Here is a 21,525-nt window from a genome sequence, read left to right on the forward strand (position 1 = left end):
ACTGACAGTATGCACACTGTCAACAACTTAAAAACAACAAAGTTTACATCTGTATATTTTTTAATCTTAATCTCTTTGGGAATTACACATGGATCTTGCGTTCGACCGCCGTCATATATGGCATCCTTATACTTCGACTCTCACACCTCTGACCTGCTACCCTGTTGTCTCTGCAAAGGGCGTTCTTATAGAGCTTGAGAGCGGTGAAAAACTGGTTGATGGGATGTCCTCTTGGTGGTCAGCAATACATGGCTATAATCACCCTGATTTAAACGCCGCTGCCCACAATCAAATTGACCAAGTCTCTCACGTCATGTTTGGCGGGATCACTCACGAACCAGCGATTAACCTTTGTAAAAAGCTTCTAACGCTGGCTCCGGAGAATTTGGAGCATGTATTCTTAGCTGACTCCGGCTCTGTCGCAGTTGAAGTTAGCCTTAAAATGGCATTGCAATACTGGCATGCTAAAGGAGAAGCCCGCTCTAAATTTTTAACCTTACGCGATGGTTATCATGGCGATACCTTCGCTGCCATGTCGGTCACTGACCCTGATAATTCCATGCATTCTCTGTATAAAGGCTTTCTACCTGAGCACATCTTCGCTCAATCACCCCAAACAGGATTTTGGGATGATTGGGATGAAACAGACTTAGCTGACTTCGAAACCAAAATCGAACAACATCACCATGAAATAGCTGCCGTCATTTTAGAACCCATCGTTCAAGGTGCAGGGGGAATGCGGATTTATCACCCGAACTTCTTAAAAGGAGTTCGAGAACTCTGTGATAAGTACGGCGTACTTCTGATTTTGGATGAAATCGCGACGGGTTTTGGCCGAACCGGAAAAATGTTCGCTTGTGAACATGCTAACATCCAGCCAGATATTCTGTGTGTAGGTAAAGCACTGACGGGCGGCTATATGACTCTATCAGCAACATTAGCATCAAAAAATGTCGCGGATACCGTATGTGGCGGGGAAGCCGGGTGTTTTATGCATGGCCCAACGTTTATGGGTAATCCACTGGCTTGTGCAGTAGCCGATGCAAGTATGACGATCCTAGAAACTGGCGCTTGGAAACAGCAAACAGAACAAATAGAACACGCATTTGCAGAATTGTTACCCAAACTAGAACGTTATGAGTTAGTTGAAGATGTACGCTGGCTGGGCGCTATTGGTGTGATAGAAACGAGCAAACCTGTCAATATGGAAAAGATCCAGGCTCATTTCGTTGAACATGGCGTGTGGATTCGCCCGTTTGGTAAGTTGATCTATATGATGCCACCGTTTATCAGCGAGCAAGCACATATTGAAAAGCTCGTAGATGCAGTGGAAAAAGCGCTGAAAATGCCGGAATGCTTCCATCAGCAATAAGATTTGAATCGGGGCCTTAGATGGCCCCAATAAACAAAAATATATTCACAAAGACTATTAGTACATATTAGTCGTAGTCCACAATCCACTTGCGAAATTCTTTTTTCTGCTCTGCAGTTGCTTCCAAGTACAAAGCCTGGAGCTTAAATACGATTGAATCTTCTGTTTGACTAAGCTCTTGGATATCTCTCATTTCACCATCAGCGAAATAGATTTTTTTATCTCGGTTGTACTCTGTTACAAGTTCAGGAATGTTAGCGTAGGGAAAGTAATTTGAAGTGGCTGGCAACACCTCTGGTGTATATGCTAACGCAGTACCGTTATCCGTTAACGTAAACCAAGATCTATTCTTTTCAATGGCTTTGTTAACCACTTTAAACTTACCACTGATCGTATTCAGCTGTACGTTACTTGCGTTATTAACATCAATAACCACTACATAAGGCTTAGTGTCTAGGTGCTGAGTTTTAGGGCCATCGGACAACTGACCATCAAAAGACAATACAAGCTGATTGGAGCCTTCAATAAGCTTGTAGCTATCTTGACCACTTTTAACTTTTTGACCATTGATAGTATGAATGTCGAAGCCACGCTCGAGAGAAAGAGAGGCTGCGTGTACTCCTCCAGCGAAAATTAATAGCAAAAAACCTAAATACTTCATTTTGTCACCTATGAATAAAATAAAACCAGCGCCGAAGCGCTGGTTCGTATTATGCAATATCTAAACGTCGGTTAGAACGTTAGGTATAGGCCTGCAGCTACAAAGTCTGCATCTTTGTCACCAAGATCAGAACTGTCTAGTTCAGCAGCGTTGTACTCAACAAATGCAGTAAGGTTACCCATAACTTGGTATTCTGTACCGATGTACCAGTTAGTTAGGTCTGCATCTACGTTAGCACCGCCAGTTGTTTCATCAGCAGATAGTACTTGGTAAGCTGCGTACACTTTGTATGCATCCCAAGAGTAAGCACCAGCTAGAGACATAGTGTTGCCGTCATGCTGTGGAAGTTGAGCGTAATCATCACCACCACGGATATCAACTGCGCCTTGACCTTGGTACTCAGTGAAAGTAGCCGCTACGTATACACCGTCCGCATCGTATGCTGCAGAAACACCGTACGCATTGCGATCGAAGTTAACACCTTTTTCATCGGCTTGTAGGTAAGCAGCACCAATAGTGAAGTCAGCGATTGAGTAATCTGCAGAAACAGCCCAATCGTTGTCTGTGTCTTTGTCACTTTGAGTTTGTAGATCTGCAGAAAGTGCTAGCGACTCAGCAACTGTGATTTCGTAACGAACACCGTGGCCTGCAGATTCAGTGCCATCGTTAATTGTATCAATGTCCGCACCTTCATTAGTTAGCTGACCTTTCTCAAGAACGCTGTAAGAAGAGCCTGTTTCGCCGAAAGAAACTTTACCAAAATCACCTTTGAAACCAACTTTAGCATCATCCACTTTAACAGTATCACCGTTATCAGCTTCTACTTCAAAAGAACCGAATGCAGTTACTGTGTCAGAAACTTTGTGGTCGATGTCAAATTGAACGTTAGCCCAAGCTTTGATTTGTGGGTCGTTGTCTACAACTTTAGTGCCGCCGTTTTTGTACTCAAGTTGCGTGACGATTGCGTCTACTTCACCAGACACTTTTACAGAAGTGTCTTCGTTTTGGTATAGGTTGCTTGCGCTTGCTGATGCCGCTGCAAGTACTGAAAGAGCTACTAGAGTCTTTTTCATAATAATCCACTGCCTTTTCTTAAACGGGGAATTCCTTATCCGGTTCCCTTTATGTTTTTTGATGATGATTCTGGCTCTTGTTGGCCAAATATCATCGCCACTAATTTCGCGGTCTAGATTGCAAAAGATTCCCCTGCCTGTCAAATGGATAAAAAAAACTTAATAAAAAAAAATAAAAACCTTTAATTTCATCACCTTACACAAAAAATAGGTTGTTTTGCGAGCGAGGTAGTACAAAGTTGCGTCACCATCACCCACCTTCTGAAAGTTACCACCTTAGAATTTAACTCTAATAAACAACATAAAAAATATAAAAGTTAGAATTTAAAACCAAAACACCGCACCAGTTGGAGTTCTATATTTTTTACATTTAGAAATTATTCTAAGTTCCTGATGGTTCAGTTTTTTTTTGTGAACAAGATCCACATTTGTCAATCAAAGGGGCTAATTCGTGAACTAAGTAGCTTTTCGTAAACTGTGCTATCATCCCCGCCCCGTTATTGAGATCACAGTATGACAGCGAGTAAAATCCAGAGCAGCATCCGCTCAAGCTATCAAAATCTTCAATCTCAGCTAGATAACTTTGTACCGCGTCGAGCACAAAATTATCTAGTTGCAGAAATCGCAAAAACGCTTTGCGGCGAATATCACAAGTCCACCCGTATGATCGTTGCAGAAGCGGGGACTGGCATCGGTAAATCACTTTCCTATTTGATGGCTGCGATCCCAGTCGCACTATTCAATAATCGCAAAGTGGTCATTTCAACTGCCACTGTCGCTCTTCAAGAGCAGCTGATGAACAAAGATTTGCCTCTATATAGACGTATCACTGATCGCGAATTCTCTATCCTTCTGGCGAAAGGTCGCCAGCGCTATTGCTGCGCTGAGAAACTGGCTTCAGCCTCAGGCGCGGATGGCGGCCAGCTCGCTATGTTTGAAAGTAAACCCAAAAAGAAAGACATAGAACAGCTTGAGCTCATGTATAAGAAGCTTGCTGAAAACAAATGGGATGGTGATAGAGACTCATGGCCTAAGCCGATAAAAGATGAAATATGGCAGTTGATCGTCAGCGATAAACACAGCTGCAATAGCAGTATGCCCGTTCATCGCCATTGCCCTTTTCAAAAAGCGCGTTCAGAGATGGATAAAGCTGACGTCATTATCGCAAACCACAGTCTTGTGATGGCAGATGCTGATTTGGGCGGTGGCGTGATTCTTCCAGAACCTGAAAACACGATTTATGTCTTTGATGAAGCGCACCACCTACCCCAAGTTGCACGTGACCACTCTTCTGCGGCAGCAAGCTTAAAGGGAGCCGCTAGCTGGCTAGAAAGGTTGAATCAATCCGTCACTAAATTTGCCAATATGGCGGATGAAAAGCGCGTCAACAGATTTAGAAATGAGCTACAAGACTCGGTGCAACAGCTGATTCCATCATTGACGCAACTCTCGACTCGATTTGACCCTGCACACTTTGAAGACAAAATTTATCGATTTGAAAATGGTGAGCTGCCCACCTGGCTCGAAGAAGAATCTAAGGAACTGAAAAAACTGTCGCAGAAAGGCGCACAAGCGGTCGCGAAAATTGCGGATTTAATTGCAGAACGAGTCAAAGATGGTGAACTAGCTAATCGACTCGCTGAGCCTGCACTTGCTGAACTTGGCTTTTATATTCAAAGAATGGACAACCTAGCCCAAGTTTGGAGCCTAATGGCAGAGCCAACACGAGAGAAAGGTGCACCACTGGCCAGGTGGCTAGAAGTTAGCCCAGATCGCGAAGGCGACTTTGTTGTTAATGTGTCACCGTTAGAGGTTGGCTGGCAACTGGATCAGCAAATATGGAGCCGTTGTATCGGTGCTGTGTTGGTGTCAGCCACGATCAGAGCACTCAATTCGTTTAGTTTTTTCTGTCGCCAAGCAGGCATTAGTGAAAAGCCTGATGATGGAGTGCGCTTTCTGGCATTGGCATCGCCTTTTGATTACCAAAACCAAGCTGAACTCGCCGTACCTAAAATGAAGTACGAACCACAAGCACCGCAATATACCGAGTATTTAACCGATATTTTGCCGAACTTAATTGAAGACAAAAAAGCCAACTTGGTTTTGTTTTCTTCATACTGGCAGATGAATCAGGTTGCGGAATCTCTATCAACAGATTTCGTAAAAAGAGGCTGGGCACTGCAAGTTCAAGGGCAAGAATCAAGGTCAGAAATACTAAAAAAACATAAAACCTTAGTTCAGTGCCAAAAAACCAGCATCTTGTTTGGCACCGGTAGCTTTTCGGAAGGTTTAGATTTACCTGGTGAACTGCTTGAGAACCTGATTATTACCAAAATCCCATTCGGAGTCCCGACTTCTCCAGTTGAACGTGCACATGCTGAATATATAGAAAGCAAAGGGGGGAATCCGTTCATGCAAATCGTGGTTCCTGAAGCGAGTAAGAAGCTGATCCAATCAGTAGGCCGTTTACTGCGAAAAGAACGTGACTCTGGTAAAGTTATCATCCTTGATCGCCGTATTGTTACGAAACGATACGGCAAGTCTTTGCTTGATTCTTTGCCGCCATTTAAGCGGGTGATCGAATACTAAACTTACTCCAAGTGCGCCTTGAACTATTGAGCCTCGGGGCGCCCCTACTTATTTTGAACGGTGTATAGGCTATGAGTCGTATTAAAGAGTTGTCCGGCACACTAGAACAATTGGCTAATCAAGCCGCAGCTTTAGACCGACAAAGAGGTGAAAACCACCTACCTTTGTTCGACGAGCGGTTGTTCCATGGAAAATCTAAACTGCTTGTTCCCTGTGTGAAAGAGACTCAAAGCACACTAGATAGCTTGGTTCGAGAAGAAGACGCGGGAAAACTCACCGCGTTGCGCGCGGAATATCTGACAGAACGTTTATTCTCACAAATCAGCGCGATTCAACGTGAGTTAGCCACCACCAAGATTCGCAAAAGCGAGCCTAAACATAAAAGCTATTACCAAAAGCCAATAAATGAACTGTACCAGCAACTTTCTCAGCATCAAGATTGGGAGCGACGTCTAATGGAAATGGTTCGAGATAAAGAACTCGCTTTACAATACGCCCCCCCTTTTCAACAGCAAGCCGCTCAGCAAGCACTGCTTGCCACAGAGCAACGTTTAAAGCGCTGCCAAGAATCCAAGCTAAAAATTGAAAAACAAATTACGTACCGAGAGAGAAATCAGTAAATGTCATCAGCTCAATCAGATCTAGAACACGCGCCAGATGAAATCAAACTCGCGGTCGATCTTATCTATTTGTTAGAAAGTAACGAAGTAGATCCTCAAGTCGCCCTAAAAGCCATCAATATTGTAAAGTCAGATTTAGAACGAAAACTGGAGACAAACTAACCATGTATCAGCTCAACTTCGATATGGACCAGTTTTTGTCTGAGTTTTGGCATAAAAAGCCTACCGTGATTAAACAAGGCTTCAGCAACTTTGAAGACCCTATCAGCCCAGATGAACTCGCGGGCTTAGCGTTGGAAGAGGAAATCGACTCTCGATTTATCTCCAACAAAAACGGTCAATGGCAAGCAAAGCATGGTCCTCTCCCTGAGTCACTGTTCGATAATTTGGAAGAGAGCCACTGGCAACTTGTGGTGCAGGCATGTAACCACTGGCATTTGGGTGCAGCGGAGCTTGTTGAGCCGTTTAAACAACTCCCACAATGGCTATTTGACGACTTGATGGTGTGTTTTTCAGCTCCAGAAGGTGGCGTCGGACCGCACATCGATCAATATGATGTGTTTATTGTTCAAGGCAGTGGCAAACGTCGTTGGCGTGTCGGCGATATCGATAAAGGCCAGTACAAAGAATCCGTTCAAGCAGGCGCTTTAAGGCAAATCGAAGGATTTGATGCGATTATTGACGAAGTATTACTGCCCGGCGATATCCTTTATATCCCGCCAGGCTTTCCGCACGAAGGTAATACCATTGAGCCGAGCATGAGTTATTCGCTAGGTTTTCGTTCGCCTAAAGAGCAAGAGCTGTTGAGTAACTTCGCAGACTATGTGTTAGCCAACGACAAAGGTGACGTGCATTTGCACAATCCAGAGATGCAAACTCAACCTCATTATGGTGAAGTACTAACAACTGATCTTGAGCACCTTACCAAGATGCTCAGATCAGCACTCGATTCAGAGAAAGATATCTCTAGGTTTTTGGGTGGTATGTTAAGCCAATCTCGTCATCATCTTGATGTGGTAGAACCAGACGAACTTCTTCCTACAGAAGAGCTTCATGCACATCTCAATCAATCAGGTTATATTAGAAAAGTTTCCGGCATACGGGCCTTGTACCATCAGCAAGATGCTACCTGTTTGTATGTAAATGGCGAACAGTTTTCCTCCGCCTCTCCTCAATTAACTCAGCTACTATGTAACCAGGATGAGATCGGCTTGGAGGATATAGAGCACTCGCTAACCGAAGATGGTTTAGCGTTGATTTGTACCTTGCTAAGCAAAGGTTACTGGTATTTAGATTAGAGGAATTAGAGAGTCCTACCGGCCATATTGGATACACCTTCTAATTATTGGGACTCTCAATAAAGCTAGAACTTTAGAAGCAAATCTTATGTTTTTGTTTTGTAGCGACAACCAACAATGCGTTGTTGTGAAGGCTATCCATAGAAACTCCCACCCATAAACACCCAGACGCATAAATTGCTAGATTAAACCTTTAATTTTATTCATAAGGTACTATTTATGCGCAACTTAAAATTGGGCGTAACCTGTTTATTTGCTTTTGTAGCGGCAGGCTGCGCCCAGCAACAGGCCCCAAGCCACTCTAATGTTGTCACCCCGAGCGAGTTTAACGTAGTTTTGGACCAAAATTATGAACGCGCCATGGCCATCGTTATCGACGAAACAATTGGTAAAGTCAAAAAAATTGATCAGCAAATTGTTATTCAGCTAAAAGGCGACCATAGCTTTGCTTACAATAGCTCTGAAGTCTTGCCCGAAGGTAAACTTGTATTGAAGCAACTTTCCGCTTTACTCGTTGACCTGCCAAAATCACAAGTGTTCATCGGTGGTCATACAGATAGCTCTGGCTCAGACGAATACAACAAAAAGCTATCCATGCAGCGAGCTGAATCTGTTGCTTTGTTCTTTATCAATCAAGGCGTCGATGAAGCACGTGTAGGCGCATTTGGATTTGGTGAGAAAGCTCCTATTTCTGATAATGCAACACGCCAAGGGCGCGAAGAAAACCGCCGAATTGAGTTGCGTATCACCCCAAAAATTTAAGACACAAACCGCGAGCTTTACTCAGCCTTAAGCTCGCGGTATTCGTCCCCCATCCTTTCAGAATTATTTCTACCTTACCGAACTGTGGTTGAACGACCAATTGAAAGCCGTGAGTACAGCGGTAATAAGTCCAACTAGCAGTTTAATGAGTAATGTTTGTCACGTCAGAAGATGATAAAATCCCACGCTATGCCAATTAGAATCATTAACAACTAAGGATTTGGGATGAAAGTAATTTCTTTCAACATCAATGGCCTGCGTGCTCGCTTACACCAACTGCAGGCGGTAATTGATAAACATCAGCCCGATGTTATCGGTCTTCAAGAGATCAAAGTTCACGACGAGGCCTTCCCGATCGACGCTGTTGAAGCGATGGGCTACAAGGTTTACTTCCACGGACAGAAAGCGCACTACGGCGTCGCGATGCTGTGTAAAAAAGAGCCTATATCAATTCAGAAAGGCTTCCCTACTGATAATGAAGAACATCAAAAACGTATGATCATGGCAACGTTTGAAGATGAAAATGGCGAGAAAGTAACAGTACTGAATGGTTACTTCCCGCAAGGCGACAACATCAGCCACGAGACTAAATTCCCGTACAAACGTCAGTTTTACCAAGACCTTATGGGCTACTTGAATGAGCACCACACCAGCGAAGAACAACTGATCGTAATGGGTGACATTAACATCAGCCCGATTGATTCAGACATCGGTATCGGCGAGCCAAACCGCAAACGCTGGTTGAAAACGGGTAAATGTTCATTCCAGCCTATTGAGCGTGAATGGTTAAAGACGTTAATGGATTGGGGTTTTGTTGATACGTTCCGTCAGATCCATCCGGATGTGAATGATCGTTTTTCGTGGTTTGATTACCGCTCTCGCGGTTTTGATGATAACCGAGGCCTGCGTATTGATGTGATTCTTGCAACACCTAAATTGGCAGCGAAGTGTGTTGAATCTGACATCGACTACGAGCTACGTGGTATTGAAAAGCCATCTGATCACGCGCCTATCTGGTCAACGTTCCAGTAATTTTTCTAGACAGCTAGATACAAAAAATCCGGTGCATGCACCGGATTTTTAATTCTCTAACTAATACCACTGATTAGATAGCGATGAAATCAGCTTTTACGGCTGGGTTTACGTCTGCTTCGTAATCCACACCGTCAACGCCAAAGCCAAATAGCTTCAAGAACTCTTCTTTGTACTCAACGTAGTCAGTTAGCTCTTTTAAGTTTTCAGTGGTAATTTGTGGCCACAGCTCACGACAATGCTGTTGAATGTCATCACGCAGTTCCCAGTCATCCAAACGTAGACGGTTCACTTCATCTACTTCTGCTGCACTGCCGTCTTCTTTGTATAGACGCTCGCTGAACATACGGTAGATTTGTTCCATACAACCTTCGTGTACGCCTTCTTCACGCATCTTCTTGAACACCATTGCGATGTAAAGAGGCATAACTGGAATTGCAGAACTTGCCTGAGTCACAACAGACTTAAGAACTGCTACGTTTGCGCTGCCGCCAGTTGCTGCAAGCTTCTCGTTAAGCGCTGCTGCTGCACGGTCTAGGTCCATTTTCGCTTTACCTAGCGCGCCATCCCAGTAGATTGGCCAAGTAAGCTCAGTACCGATGTAGCTGTACGCCACGGTCTTACAACCTTCAGCCAGAACGCCTGCTTCAGAAAGAGCATTCATCCAAAGTTCCCAATCTTCACCGCCCATTACGGTTACAGTGTCTTTGATCTCTTCTTCTGTTGCTGGCTCTACGCTTGCTTCGATGATCACATCTTTGTTGGTATCAACCGCTGTTGATGTGTAAGTTTCACCGATTGGTTTTAGAGATGAACGAACCAGTTCACCTGTCTCTGGCATTTTACGTACTGGAGAAGCCAGTGAGTAAACCACCATATCGATCTGACCTAGGTCTTCTTTGATCAGCTCGATTGTTTTCTGTTTCGCTTCGTTTGAAAAAGCGTCGCCGTTTAGGCTTTTTGCGTACAGACCTTCTTCACGCGCTAGCTTTTCAAATGCTGCTGCGTTGTAGAAACCCGCTGTACCAGGCTTCTTCTCAGTACCTTCTTTTTCAAAGAAAACACCGATAGTTGATGCACCGCCACCAAATGCCGCAGCGATACGAGAAGATAGACCGTAGCCACTTGAAGCACCGACAACAAGCACGCGCTTAGGTGCGTTTTTGATTGGGCCTTGCGCTTTTGTGTAAGCAATTTGTTCTTTTACGTTTGCTTCACAACCCACTGGGTGCGTTGTGGTACAGATAAATCCACGAATTCTAGGTTTGATGATCATATTCAACTTCCTTTACAAAACCCCGCTAGGATAAAAGGTTCACCGCCAGATCGCATCTAATTTCTGTAAAAATGTCGCCAAAATGCAAGTGGTTGGATCACTTTTAGGTAGCCACCTTGAACAAAACAAAGAAAGGCATCACAATTGATGCCTTTCTGTTCTTTATGATAGCAAAGTGTTTGATTTAAGCGACGCTATCAAGTTTGCGCTTTACTTCTTGGTCGTGTGTCCTCACTTCGCTAAAGTCGTGACTAAAGTGATCCACTTGTATTGCTTTGTAACGCAAAGCCTCCGCTTTCAGGATTTTATCCACTTCTTCCTGCGTTAATACGTTCGCTTCCAACGCCTGAGCAAGTCGATCTTTCAATAGCCCTTTACGCGCTACTTTGCCTTCTTTGGCGGCTGTCATCAGCTTACGTTCTAGGCTCTTAATGCCGTGCATTGCCAAAAACGCATTTTCCATCAGGCCAACACTGTCATCTTCGTCTTTGCCGATGTAGCAAAGATGCGTTAATCGGTCTCGATGCGCGCCTGGTGTCATTAGGCTTTCTGCAATATTAAGTGTTAAGTTGTCACTCGGTTTTTGATAATGGTTACCAAGTGGGAAGATCAACACTTTCAGCAAACGTCCAACCGATTTTTGCGGGTAGTTAGCAAACGCTTCTTGCAGTGATTTCGCCGCGCTGTATAGACAATGTTGAACGGCATAATGCACATAGTTTAAGTCTTCTTGCTGACGACCTTCGTCTTCGTATTTCTTCAGTGCCGCAGATGCCATGTAAAGGTGCGCAAGCACGTCCCCCAGCCTTGCTGAGATCATCTCTTTACGTTTCAGATCGCCACCCAATGTTGCCATTGCGATATCCGCACTGACCGCTAACGCCCGACTAAGGCGCGTCATCTCTTTGTAATAAGGCTGCGTTGGGCCGCTCATGCCTGCTTTGATAAAGCGAGATCCCGTCAGCGCCGCACCAAACGCACCAAAGGTATTCTTCGTTGCGTGACCAATATGCTTAAACAGCAGCTTATCAAACTCTTTTGCACCCTGTTTTTCATCAGGGTTTGCCGCGGCTTCCATCTCTTTCAACACGTATGGGTGACAGCGTGTTGCACCTTGGCCAAAGATCATCAGGTTACGGGTCAAAATATTCGCGCCTTCAACCGTAATCGCGACTGGAATACCGAGATAGTGCGTCGCCAGATAGTTCATCGGCCCGTCTTGAATCGCACGACCCGAGTGGATATCCATAGAATCGTCAAGAATGGTACGCGCCATCTCTGTCATGTGATATTTAGCAATCGCGGTGACAATACCCGGCTTCTCTTTCAGGTCCAGTGAAGTGGTGGTCAGTGTGCGAGTCGCTTCAAGCAAGTAAGTTAGACCACCAATGCGGCCCAAAGCCTCAGCGACACCTTCAAACTTACCAATCGACATACCAAACTGCTTACGTACGTAAGAGTATGCGCCTGTGGTTCGAGAGGTTAAATGACCAATCGCAGCGCCTAGAGCGGGCAAAGAAATACCACGACCAGCTGATAAGCATTCCACCAGCATACGCCAGCCTTTACCGGCGTATTCTTGACCACCGATGAGCCAATCCATAGGGATAAACACATCTTCACCACGGGTTGGTCCGTTCATAAACGCGAGGCCAATTGGATCATGACGCTCCCCAATCTCGACCCCGTTATGATCAGCTGGGATGAGCGCGCAAGTAATCCCGATGTCTTTCTTATCACCCATCAGACCATCTGGATCGTACATTTTGAATGCCAAACCAAGCACAGTCGCTACCGGTGCCAAAGTAATGTAACGTTTGTTCCAGCTCACTCGAACACCAAGCACTTCTTTGCCTTCGTGTTCACCGTAACAAACAATACCTTCATCAGGGATACCGCCCGCATCCGATCCTGCCTCTGGCCCCGTCAGTGCAAAACAAGGGATATCGGTACCGTCTGCTAAGCGAGGCAACCAGTAATCTTTCTGCTCTTGCGTACCGTAATGAGAAAGCAGCTCACCCGGGCCAAGAGAATTAGGTACCATCACCGTGACTGCGGTACTGATACTGCGCGTTGCGATGCGAGAAACGATGGTGGAGTTTGCCAGTGAAGAGAACGCACGACCGCCGTACTCTTTCGAAATAATCAGAGAGAAGAAACGCTCTTTACGCAGGTAATCCCAAACTTCTTTGGGCAAATCGCGATCCTCTTTGACGATTTTATGATCGTCCAGCATCGCCAACAGCGTTTCTAGCTCGTTATCCATAAAGGACTGCTCTTCCGCTGTCAGAGCTGGTTTAGGGTAATGATGAAGCTTGTTGAAATCAGGATGACCCGAGAATAACTCTCCATCCCACCACACGCTGCCCGCTTCCATTGCTTCTTTCTCTGTGCTGGATAAGGGTGGTAGTACTTTCTTAAACAATTTGAAAGCCGGGTCACTTACCCATTTTCTTCTTAGAGAGCTCATAGTCAGATCCTTTTGTTCACCGTTGTGGTCCAATTTATTTTTGTTCTATGCGTATTTCTTGTTACAACTCAGTCTGCAGCCACGCCTGCTGCTAAAAATGGTATTAATTGATCGACAACTGACTTCGCATCCATTTGCTTGCCATAGTCGTTCTCTGCAATCTCAAGTAGTGCCTGGCTTGATGCCATCGTGAAAACACACGTGCCCAACGTAAAGTGCAAACGCCAAAACAACTCTTCTTGCGTTAATTTGGGATTAGCCTTCATCACCGAGTTGTTAAAAAGTGACAACGTATCTTCATAACGTGTGGTAATGAACCAGCGCAGGTGGCCCTGAACATCGGTATAGCCTCTGCCAATCAACAACATAAAACGACTGGTTCCGTTAGGACGCACATCGTTCAAAGACCAAAGCGGTGAGCGCATAGACTCAAACACATCTTCCATCTTGTAGCTGTCATTTAGATTGAGGTTAATCAGCGAGTCCTGCACCGCTGGCATAAACGCCTCTAAATACCGGTTGAGTACCGCCCTAACCAAGGTTTTCTTATCACCAAAGTGGTAGTTCACCGACGCAAGGTTCACCCCTGCTTTACTTGTGATGGTGCGCAGAGAAGTATCTTTAAAGCCGTGTTCTGCGAAGAGAGCTTCGGCAACATCTAAAATTTTTTCTTTGGTACTGTTTCTGCCCGCCATCTTAATCACTCGTATTAAACACCTGTTTAAAATATACAACCGACACATTTAAACAACAAGTCATTAACATCACATTTTTACTTATTGGTCAGACCAGAATATATTTTGGTCAATTTCATTAAGAAGAAAAAAAATTGAATTTTTTTCGCTTGGTAGGGAACTGAATGAAGAAGTGCCAGTCTGAATAAGTGTAGATAGCAGAGCATGATATAAGTTTACAGGCCGTCTAAACTGTTTTCTTACTGACGCTATGAATTTACGCTGCTTTTTCTTATTAACTCCTATATTTGTATCCGCCCAGAGCCAGATTGCTCTGGGCTTTTTTTATTCTCTGTCGTAAATCACTATCATTATTGAGCTTAGTCGGCATTTTTCGGTAAAATATGCGGCTTATTTCCTGAAAGTACTGCGGTTATGAAACTTACCGATACGCCCACCACCCAGCATGAATTTGACGACATCTTGTTTTACCTCAAACGAGATGACCAACTACACAGCCACTTCAGCGGTAATAAAGCGCGTAAGTTCATGGCCTTGCTCGAACAGCCCCTCGACCATATCCAAACTTTGATCAGCTACGGCAGCGTTCAGTCGAATGCGATGTATTCACTTTCCGCACTTGCTGCGATCAAAGGTTGGGCATTTGAATTTTATGTCGACCACATTCCGAGTTGGTTAGTCGAAAATCCGAAAGGGAATTATCGTGCTGCGCTGGATTTAGGGGCGAAGATTAAAAAGGTGGATGAATCAGGTCTGCACCCTAGAGAGTATATTGAGCAAGTTCGCCAACCAGACGATAGCTGTTTGGTCGTGCCAGAGGGTGGACGCTTTAGACACGCAGAATCAGGCATAAAGCAACTCGCGAGTGAAATTTTGACTTGGACTCGATTCGAAAGCCGTTCTGAATTCGTGGTTGCCCTACCATCTGGTACAGGTACGACAGCGCTGTATCTACACAAATATTTGAACCCTCATGGTATTGAAGTCATCACCTGTCCTTGTGTAGGCGGCAAATACTACCTAGAGCAGCAGTTTATGGAGTTAGGTGAGACAAGCTTTCCAACCATATTGGAACTGCCTAGAAAGCATCACTTTGGCAATATCTACAAACAGGATTACGTCACGTGGGCCGAACTGCTCGCACAGACGCACATCGAATTTGATCTGCTCTATGATCCTCTGATGTGGCAATGCCTAAAGCCTTGGCATGCAGATAACTCACACAAAACTTTGATTTATTTGCATCAAGGCGGATTAATGGGCAATGAAAGTATGCTGCCCCGTTATGAGCGAAAATACGGGCTGTCGCCAAGCGCGGAAAACTAATTCGCCCGTTGATGATCAAGCAAAACAATAAAGCCAGCTATTTGTGTTAGCTGGCTTTTTCGTTCGCGCACTTCAACGACTGCTTAGGTGTTTTTCTCCATCACTTTTTCGCAGATGTATTCACCAATCGGCATCGCAGAAGTCGCCGCAGGTGAAGGTGCGTTACACACATGCAAACTTCTTGGACTTTCAGCAAACAGAAAATCGTGTACCAAGGTGCCGTCTTTCATCACAGCTTGTGCACGAATGCCAGCTGGATAAGGTTTTAAATCGCTCACTTGAATACTCGGGCAATATTTGTTGACCAACTTTAGGTAGCCTGGTTTCCACCATGAGTTTTTAAACTCTACCAATCCCGTTTGTAAATGCTTAGCGGTTACCTTCCAAAAACCTGAAAAGTTCAGCATCTGCCAGGTATCTTTCAAGCTAAAGTTAACCGCGCCATACCCTTCTCGTTTCCAACCTTGTACCGCGTTTGGGCCAACGGTTACCGTACCGTCAATCATACGCGTTAGGTGAACGCCCAAGAACGGCAATTCAGGATCCGGGATTGGATAAATAAGGTGATTCACCACTTGATTGTGTTTCTCATCCAATAGGTAATATTCACCGCGATACGGAACAATCTGGAAATCTGTCTCAATGCCCAGCATCTTAGTCATGCGATCCGCCATCAACCCCGAGCAAGTGATCATAAAGCGGCCGTTGATTTGCATTGTTTGGCCATCCACTTTACAGGTCAATTGTACTTCTTCAGCTAGTTCTTTCGCCGCGATGACTTCTGTGCCTAAACTTACCTGACCACCAATATTGATGAACTCTTGCGCCATCATTTCAGTGACTTTCTTATAGTTCACAATACTGGTCGATTTGACCAAAATGGCACCTAGCCCGGTGATGTTTGGTTCCGCGAGCTTCAACTGAGCCTGATCAAGTAGCTCTACATCAATACCGTTTTCATGGCAGCGTTTATACAAAGCGTTCATGCGTTCCATTTCCGCGTTGTTGGTGGCCACCAGCAGTTTCCCGCAGTTCTCAACCGGAATGTTGTGCTTGGCGCAGAAGTCGATAGTTTTTTCAACGCCGCGCTTACAGAAATCCGCTTTGAGGCTACCGGGCGCGTAGTACACCCCCGCATGAATCACGCCGCTATTGTGTCCTGTCTGGTGCTTAGCAAAGCCTGATTCTTTTTCAATCAATAGAATCGACTTATTCGGATAAGCCTGTTGCAGTTGCCATGCGGTGGAAACACCCACGATCCCACCACCGACAATAATATAATCGTACATTGCGTTCATAAGATTCCTAAATCCATTTCTATCATCACACAGGTTTAGCGACCGAGTTCGCGACTTTTACATTGGCGCTGCGGCCACTGTAGATAAACACACCAACAAAGAATACGCTGCACGCCAAGCGAATCCAAATAGCTACGTCTGGCCATACTAATGCGAGCCCCGCAGCGACAAGCGCTACGCGGATAAGCCAGTTAATCTCGCCTTCTAAGTAGCCTTCGATCGCCGCAATAAACGCGTAAGTACCAATGATGGCAAAGCCACCTGTGATAAGAACTGAGGTCACATCCCAGCTCACTAGGTTCGTGTAGGCAATTAACAACGGCACTAAGTACAAGCCTTTGGCTATCTTCCAAGCCATTAAGCCTGTGCGCATTGGGGGCGTTTTGGCAATTGTCGCCGCGGCAAATGCCGTTAAACATACTGGTGGTGTTACGTTACTGTCTTGAGACAACCAGAAAATAATCAAGTGTGCAGACAACAGTGCCAAACCTACGGCTTCTAGACCTAAACTTTGCTCAAGTAGCGTATCCATAAAGTCAGCCGGCACTTTCCCAAGCATCTCTTTTGCGGTTTCGATCGCCATTGGAGCGTTAAGCAGATCCAACTGATCAGGTGCCGCCAGCATAAAGATCGCTTTGGCTTGCTCTGGCAATTGGCCTGACGTCATCAGATCAAGCAGTTGGCTTTCTGCCAATAGCTTATACAGTGCAGGAGCTGACAGCGTGCCCAGTACAATGTACGCTGCTGTTACTGGTAAGCCCATACCTAACACCAGTGATGCCAGTGCGATCAGCAGGATCATGATAAACAGATCGCCATTTGCCCAGCCATCAATCATCAGCGAAAAGGTATTGCCGATGCCCGTGGTACTAATCACGTTGATCACCAAACCGATCCCAACCAGCAGAACGGCTGTGGTTGCCATATTCTTAGCGCCTTGAGACAGTGCTTCAATGATCGCTTTAGGGCCCATTTTGTGATTTTTGGAGAACCAAGACGCCACCACAACGGACAAAATGGAAATGCCAGCCGCATACGTTGGCGTGAACCCCTGTACCAGCAATGTCACCAATACAGCCAGTGGGATCAGGTTATGCCAGCCAGAAAGTAGCACCTTCAGCAAAGGCTCAGTACTCGTGGTGACTTTCTGCACGCCGCTGCGCTTTGCTTCAATACGAACAAAAAACGCGACCGATAGGAAATACACCAACGCAGGCACAAACGAAACCGCGATGATATCCACGTAAGGGATTTGTGTGTAAGAGGCCATGATAAACGCGCCTGCTCCCATCACGGGTGGCATTAACTGACCACCAGTAGAAGCGGCTGCTTCAACACCTGCAGCAAAGCGCGAAGGGAAACCCGCTTTTTGCATTAGTGGGATACTAATTACACCGGTTGAAACCGTGTTTGCCACACTTGAGCCCGATACCGAGCCCATCAGGCCTGAGCCAATCACGGCGATAAAGCCAGGGCCACCAACAATTTTCCCCGCAGCAGCACGCGCGACATCTATGATGTAATCCCCAACACCCGAGCGTACCAAGAAGGCACCAAAGAGGATAAACATGAAGACAAACGTCCAACTGATGCGCGAAATAGAACCAAACATGCCTTCAGATGAGTAAAAGCTACGATACAGCAAAGTTTCTAAGCTCAGACCCGGAAAATGGAAAATACCACTCGCCCATTGCCCCCAAAGCACTACGTAGCTCAGACAGACAAGGATAAGTACCGGAATAAACCAGCCCATGGTGCGACGAATCAGCTCGATCACAATGGCAATGGCCAGAATCGCAAAGAACCAGTCACTGGCAACGAACTTCACGCCGCGCTCGTACAACGCATCTTCTGCGAAAGGAATATAAATAAGACAAGCCAGCGCCCCTATCGCGATAACGATATCCACGGCGAGTGCGACTTTGCTTCGCTTTAATGAAATGTGAGCCGGATACCACAGGGCACAGATAATAGCAAAGCCAGCAAAGTGAGTCGCTGAAACCCAAAGCTCTGGTAAGGTTGATAAGGTATTAAAATAAATATGCAGTAGTGAGATCACCACACCTAAAGCGGTAATCGCTTTACCAATCCACGGGAAATCCGTCCGAGTTGGCAGTTCAAACTTTTGTAGTTCCTGCTGCAACGAATCGCTCATAACACACTCCAATGCCCCGCCGCACAAACGCCGGAGAAATATAAAAAGACAACAATAAGAGGGGTACGCCCTTATATGTTAAGGGCGTAACGATTCATCAGTTAGTTGATGACCAGTTGTGATGGGACTTCAATGCCCACTTCTTTGTAATAACGCGCTGCACCAGGGTGTAGAGGTAAAGGTAAGCCAGACAACGCTTTTTCAATCGCCATTGCTTTGGTTGCTTTGTGGATACCTTGCAGGAATGGTAGGTTTTCGTAGATCGTTTTCGTTAGCTGGTATACATCTTCTTCCGAGATATCATCTCGAACGGCTAAAAAGTTCGGTTGAGCGATGGTGGTAATAGGCTTATCAACACCTGGGTAAGTATTGGCTGGGATCTCATACTTGGTCCATAAATCAAACTCACCATTGGCTTTTTTGATTTGCTCATCGGTAAATGACAGGATTTGGATGTCGTTGCCTAGCGCAGCAAACGCTTGTGTTACTGCACCAACAGGTACGCCCGCAGGAGTGTTCATACCGTCAATCGTGCCATTTTGCAGAGCACTCGCGCTGCCGCCATAACCCATGTATGCCAAGTTAAATTTGTCTGGGTCGACCGATACGCCTTTCATGATTTGGCGCCCCGAGTTTTCTGTCCCCGAGTTTTTCTTACCAATCGAGAACTTCTTGTCCTCTAAGTTAGTCAAATCACTGATCGTGCCAGACTTTGTGAGATCAGAACGAACGATAAAGTGCTCGACGTTTTGCCATAGCATCGACACTGAACGTAGTTTCTCTTGCTTGCCTGATTTTGCGTAAGGACCTTGACCCGTCCAGGCCCAAGCTCCATATAGGCCCTGCAAAATAGCAAATTGTGCTTCGTTTTCATTGAGCATTTTTACGTTCTCACCTGACCCTGCAGAGCTGATCGCAGAAAGCGAGAAATGATGTTTAGGCGCAACTTTTACTTTGCTTAGCGTGGCAAGGGCCACACCTACTGGGTAGTAAGTACCACCAGTCGATGCCGTCGCCAAAATGTAGCTGCGTTCGTCCGCGGCAGCAACGTTAGCTGAAAGACCAAAAGAAGCCATAGCGATAGCCAGAGTTTTCACTAACTTGTTGTATTTCATCATTACTCTCCATGTAGAGTTATTCACGTTATGTTTTTGTTAACAACAATCGCTATAGAGCAAAACCGGTGCCAATTTTTAAGTCATTGATTTTATTGAACCTTGTCTTTTAATCATCTAAAAACAAGCCATTTCTTGCTTATCTGCATTGTTCGCTATAAGCAAAAAATGGCTCATCGTATTGATGTATTAACGGTGAGAAAGAGGAAGATATGTCACACAAATGAATTATTTGTGATCAATGTTAATAAAAATGTCGTTTTTGATATGAGCAAAATTTTGCTCATGCCTATTTTTAGTTCTCTGCGGAGATTTAACTGACGTAATCACTGCGATTCAGCGCGTAACGCACCATTTTCTGATTCAGTGTGCGTCGTGGTAAATCTAGCTCTTGCATCACTTCATTAATACGACCTTGATGACGCACCAACGCGTCATGAATCACTTTACGTTCAAAGCTTTGCACCTGAACCGCCAGTGGCACTCCGGCAGACGACGCTTCCGTGGTGGTGTTAGGACGGCAAGATAGAATTTCACCCACTGTCAGCATTTCATCCAGCGCAAAACGAATTGCAACATTGCGAAGCTCTCGCACATTGCCCGGCCAAGCGTAAGACAGCAATGCATGCCTATCTGCTTCGCTTGCTTGGCGAGTCTCTGGATTGGCCTCTTGGGTGAAATGTTCAAACAGCAGCAAGGCGTCATCTTCGCGCTCACTGAGTGGTGGTAAGTGCAGCTGTGCCACATTAAGACGATAGAAAAGATCCTGACGAAAATCCGGATGGTTTAGTAAGTCATGCTTCGCCGCAGAAATCACACGCAAATCAACAGAGACTTGCTGATTTCCGCCAACCCGCTCTACCACATGATCTTGTAGCGTGCGCAGTACCTTTACTTGCATCGAAAGTGGCATGCTTTCTATCTCATCTAAAAACACGGTGCCTTTGTCAGCAAACTCTAACTTACCGATCCGCCGTTTAGCCGCACCTGTAAACGCGCCCGCCTCATGGCCGAACAGCTCACTTTCAAACAAGTTTTCAGGAATTGCGCCGCAGTTAAGTGGCACGAAAGGATGCTTTTGTCTTTGACTAAACTCATGCAAACAAGTCGCCACCAGCTCTTTACCACAGCCGGTTTCGCCATAAATAATGACATTGGTATCAATCGACGCTACTTTGACAATTTGCTCGCGCAGGTCACACATCACTTTACTGCGGCCAATCAACACTTGCTCAATACCACTGATGTTATCGAGATAAGATAACCGGCTTTGGCGCTCTTGGCCCTGGCTGTATTTCTCCACGGCTTCAGAAACGGTGTGTGACAAACGCTCTGGATCAAACGGCTTTTCAATAAAGTCGTACGCGCCTTGCTGGAGTGCCTTGACAGCCATGTCCACGTCGCCATGACCAGTGATCAGAATCACGGGTAAATCTGGCTGGCTCTGTTTGATCTGATTTAAGATCTCTATCCCGTCGATGTCTGGCAGTCTGACATCGGTGATGATCGTATCAAACTCTTTGGTGAGCACCTCATCCAACGCGGTTTTTCCGTTTTCAAACGTGGTAACTTCAAAGCCTGCAAGTTGCAGCCACTGGCTCGTTGCTTGACGGACAATTTCATCATCCTCAATCAAAGCAATACTGCGAGTCATATGTAATTCCATCTATAGACCTGTATTTTCGTGTCACCAACGGTAAGTAAAAATAGGCCATTCTAAAAGGAGCTAGCTCTCACTTCTCAACAACGCCCCTTTAACAACTTCTTATTTATTTGTTAGCTT

At 45.4% G+C, this 21,525-nt stretch carries 17 protein-coding genes; 8 read left to right on the plus strand and 9 right to left on the minus strand.

Translation table 11 applies throughout. The features are described 5' to 3' along the window. Positions 1-88: 88 nt before the first annotated feature. Positions 89-1,372, plus strand: coding sequence for an adenosylmethionine--8-amino-7-oxononanoate transaminase (gene bioA / locus VNE01S_RS10525; RefSeq protein WP_053393894.1), 1,284 nt, complete (start codon positions 89-91; stop codon positions 1,370-1,372). 67 nt (positions 1,373-1,439) lie between these two features. On the opposite strand, the gene VNE01S_RS10530 is transcribed toward bioA, so the two are convergent. Both VNE01S_RS10530 and VNE01S_RS10535 read right to left on the minus strand, forming a co-directional pair. Next, on the minus strand, positions 1,440-2,033 hold the full coding sequence (locus tag VNE01S_RS10530; RefSeq protein WP_053393893.1) for a DUF2057 family protein: 594 nt from the start codon (positions 2,031-2,033) through the stop codon (positions 1,440-1,442). A 71-nt stretch (positions 2,034-2,104) separates the two neighbouring features. Beyond that, positions 2,105-3,106 carry a porin gene (locus tag VNE01S_RS10535; RefSeq protein ID WP_053393892.1) on the minus strand — a complete coding sequence of 334 codons (1,002 nt, stop codon included), beginning with the start codon at positions 3,104-3,106 and terminating at the stop codon, positions 2,105-2,107. Positions 3,107-3,619: 513 nt separating this feature from the next. On the opposite strand from VNE01S_RS10535, the gene dinG reads away from it, so the two are divergent. The 6 genes from dinG to xthA all read left to right on the plus strand — a co-directional run bounded on the left by dinG (position 3,620) and on the right by xthA (position 9,407). Beyond that, entirely contained in the window at positions 3,620-5,695 is a 2,076-nt protein-coding gene (dinG, locus tag VNE01S_RS10540) for an ATP-dependent DNA helicase DinG (RefSeq protein ID WP_053393891.1), read from the plus strand. 71 nt (positions 5,696-5,766) lie between these two features. Next, positions 5,767-6,315, plus strand: a complete 549-nt coding sequence (locus VNE01S_RS10545) for a primosomal replication protein (protein ID WP_053393890.1) — start codon at positions 5,767-5,769, stop codon at positions 6,313-6,315. Next, on the plus strand, positions 6,316-6,477 hold the full coding sequence (rsmS, locus tag VNE01S_RS10550; RefSeq protein WP_053393889.1) for a pleiotropic regulatory protein RsmS: 162 nt from the start codon (positions 6,316-6,318) through the stop codon (positions 6,475-6,477). 2 nt (positions 6,478-6,479) lie between these two features. Beyond that, entirely contained in the window at positions 6,480-7,613 is a 1,134-nt protein-coding gene (locus VNE01S_RS10555; protein ID WP_053393888.1) for a cupin domain-containing protein, read from the plus strand. Positions 7,614-7,832: 219 nt separating this feature from the next. After that, complete coding sequence (locus VNE01S_RS10560; protein ID WP_053393887.1) at positions 7,833-8,375, plus strand: OmpA family protein; 543 nt, start codon at positions 7,833-7,835, stop codon at positions 8,373-8,375. A gap of 225 nt (positions 8,376-8,600) precedes the next feature. Next, on the plus strand, positions 8,601-9,407 hold the full coding sequence (gene xthA / locus VNE01S_RS10565; protein WP_053393886.1) for an exodeoxyribonuclease III: 807 nt from the start codon (positions 8,601-8,603) through the stop codon (positions 9,405-9,407). Between the two features lie 73 nt (positions 9,408-9,480). Here the strand turns inward: xthA and fabV are convergent, their stop codons facing one another. From fabV to psrA, 3 genes are all read right to left on the minus strand, one after another. Next, the gene (gene fabV / locus VNE01S_RS10570) at positions 9,481-10,683 is read right to left on the minus strand and encodes an enoyl-ACP reductase FabV (RefSeq protein WP_053393885.1); all 1,203 of its coding nucleotides are present in this window, start codon (positions 10,681-10,683) and stop codon (positions 9,481-9,483) included. A 184-nt stretch (positions 10,684-10,867) separates the two neighbouring features. Next, positions 10,868-13,153: an acyl-CoA dehydrogenase gene (locus VNE01S_RS10575; protein WP_053393884.1), complete on the minus strand. Its 2,286-nt coding sequence runs from the start codon at positions 13,151-13,153 to the stop codon at positions 10,868-10,870. A gap of 68 nt (positions 13,154-13,221) precedes the next feature. Continuing rightward, the gene (gene psrA / locus VNE01S_RS10580; protein ID WP_053393883.1) at positions 13,222-13,848 is read right to left on the minus strand and encodes a TetR family transcriptional repressor PsrA; all 627 of its coding nucleotides are present in this window, start codon (positions 13,846-13,848) and stop codon (positions 13,222-13,224) included. Positions 13,849-14,262: 414 nt separating this feature from the next. Here psrA and VNE01S_RS10585 point away from each other — a divergent pair, with 414 nt between their 5' ends. Beyond that, a complete protein-coding gene (locus tag VNE01S_RS10585; protein WP_053393882.1) occupies positions 14,263-15,174 on the plus strand; it encodes a 1-aminocyclopropane-1-carboxylate deaminase/D-cysteine desulfhydrase in 912 nt (303 codons plus the stop codon). An 83-nt stretch (positions 15,175-15,257) separates the two neighbouring features. Here the strand turns inward: VNE01S_RS10585 and lhgD are convergent, their stop codons facing one another. The 4 genes from lhgD to VNE01S_RS10605 form a co-directional block, all read right to left on the minus strand. Then, positions 15,258-16,472 (minus strand): L-2-hydroxyglutarate dehydrogenase, encoded by a 1,215-nt coding sequence (gene lhgD, locus VNE01S_RS10590; protein ID WP_053393881.1) that lies wholly within the window; start codon positions 16,470-16,472, stop codon positions 15,258-15,260. A gap of 25 nt (positions 16,473-16,497) precedes the next feature. Next, positions 16,498-18,627 carry a TRAP transporter permease gene (locus VNE01S_RS10595; RefSeq protein WP_053393880.1) on the minus strand — a complete coding sequence of 710 codons (2,130 nt, stop codon included), beginning with the start codon at positions 18,625-18,627 and terminating at the stop codon, positions 16,498-16,500. A gap of 101 nt (positions 18,628-18,728) precedes the next feature. Further along, a complete protein-coding gene (locus VNE01S_RS10600; protein ID WP_053393879.1) occupies positions 18,729-19,742 on the minus strand; it encodes a TAXI family TRAP transporter solute-binding subunit in 1,014 nt (337 codons plus the stop codon). Positions 19,743-20,055: 313 nt separating this feature from the next. After that, on the minus strand, positions 20,056-21,396 hold the full coding sequence (locus VNE01S_RS10605) for a sigma-54-dependent transcriptional regulator (protein WP_156309744.1): 1,341 nt from the start codon (positions 21,394-21,396) through the stop codon (positions 20,056-20,058). Positions 21,397-21,525 lie beyond the last annotated feature (129 nt).

Origin of the sequence: Vibrio nereis NBRC 15637 (genome assembly GCF_001591105.1) — a bacterium.
Taxonomy (GTDB): Bacteria; Pseudomonadota; Gammaproteobacteria; order Enterobacterales; family Vibrionaceae; genus Vibrio; species Vibrio nereis.

What these genes read in the sequence shown, in the direction of transcription:
- VNE01S_RS10560 (WP_053393887.1), top strand. Translation starts at nt 7,833, where the DNA reads ATGCGCAACTTAAAATTGGGCGTAACCTGTTTATTTGCTTTTGTAGCG.
- VNE01S_RS10605 (WP_156309744.1), bottom strand. Translation starts at nt 21,396, where the DNA reads ATGACTCGCAGTATTGCTTTGATTGAGGATGATGAAATTGTCCGTCAA.
- VNE01S_RS10555 (WP_053393888.1), top strand. Translation starts at nt 6,480, where the DNA reads ATGTATCAGCTCAACTTCGATATGGACCAGTTTTTGTCTGAGTTTTGG.
- VNE01S_RS10585 (WP_053393882.1), top strand. Translation starts at nt 14,263, where the DNA reads ATGAAACTTACCGATACGCCCACCACCCAGCATGAATTTGACGACATC.
- dinG (WP_053393891.1), top strand. Translation starts at nt 3,620, where the DNA reads ATGACAGCGAGTAAAATCCAGAGCAGCATCCGCTCAAGCTATCAAAAT.
- xthA (WP_053393886.1), top strand. Translation starts at nt 8,601, where the DNA reads ATGAAAGTAATTTCTTTCAACATCAATGGCCTGCGTGCTCGCTTACAC.
- VNE01S_RS10575 (WP_053393884.1), bottom strand. Translation starts at nt 13,153, where the DNA reads ATGAGCTCTCTAAGAAGAAAATGGGTAAGTGACCCGGCTTTCAAATTG.
- VNE01S_RS10530 (WP_053393893.1), bottom strand. Translation starts at nt 2,033, where the DNA reads ATGAAGTATTTAGGTTTTTTGCTATTAATTTTCGCTGGAGGAGTACAC.
- VNE01S_RS10600 (WP_053393879.1), bottom strand. Translation starts at nt 19,742, where the DNA reads ATGAAATACAACAAGTTAGTGAAAACTCTGGCTATCGCTATGGCTTCT.
- fabV (WP_053393885.1), bottom strand. Translation starts at nt 10,683, where the DNA reads ATGATCATCAAACCTAGAATTCGTGGATTTATCTGTACCACAACGCAC.
- bioA (WP_053393894.1), top strand. Translation starts at nt 89, where the DNA reads ATGGATCTTGCGTTCGACCGCCGTCATATATGGCATCCTTATACTTCG.
- VNE01S_RS10545 (WP_053393890.1), top strand. Translation starts at nt 5,767, where the DNA reads ATGAGTCGTATTAAAGAGTTGTCCGGCACACTAGAACAATTGGCTAAT.
- VNE01S_RS10595 (WP_053393880.1), bottom strand. Translation starts at nt 18,627, where the DNA reads ATGAGCGATTCGTTGCAGCAGGAACTACAAAAGTTTGAACTGCCAACT.
- rsmS (WP_053393889.1), top strand. Translation starts at nt 6,316, where the DNA reads ATGTCATCAGCTCAATCAGATCTAGAACACGCGCCAGATGAAATCAAA.
- VNE01S_RS10535 (WP_053393892.1), bottom strand. Translation starts at nt 3,106, where the DNA reads ATGAAAAAGACTCTAGTAGCTCTTTCAGTACTTGCAGCGGCATCAGCA.
- psrA (WP_053393883.1), bottom strand. Translation starts at nt 13,848, where the DNA reads ATGGCGGGCAGAAACAGTACCAAAGAAAAAATTTTAGATGTTGCCGAA.
- lhgD (WP_053393881.1), bottom strand. Translation starts at nt 16,472, where the DNA reads ATGAACGCAATGTACGATTATATTATTGTCGGTGGTGGGATCGTGGGT.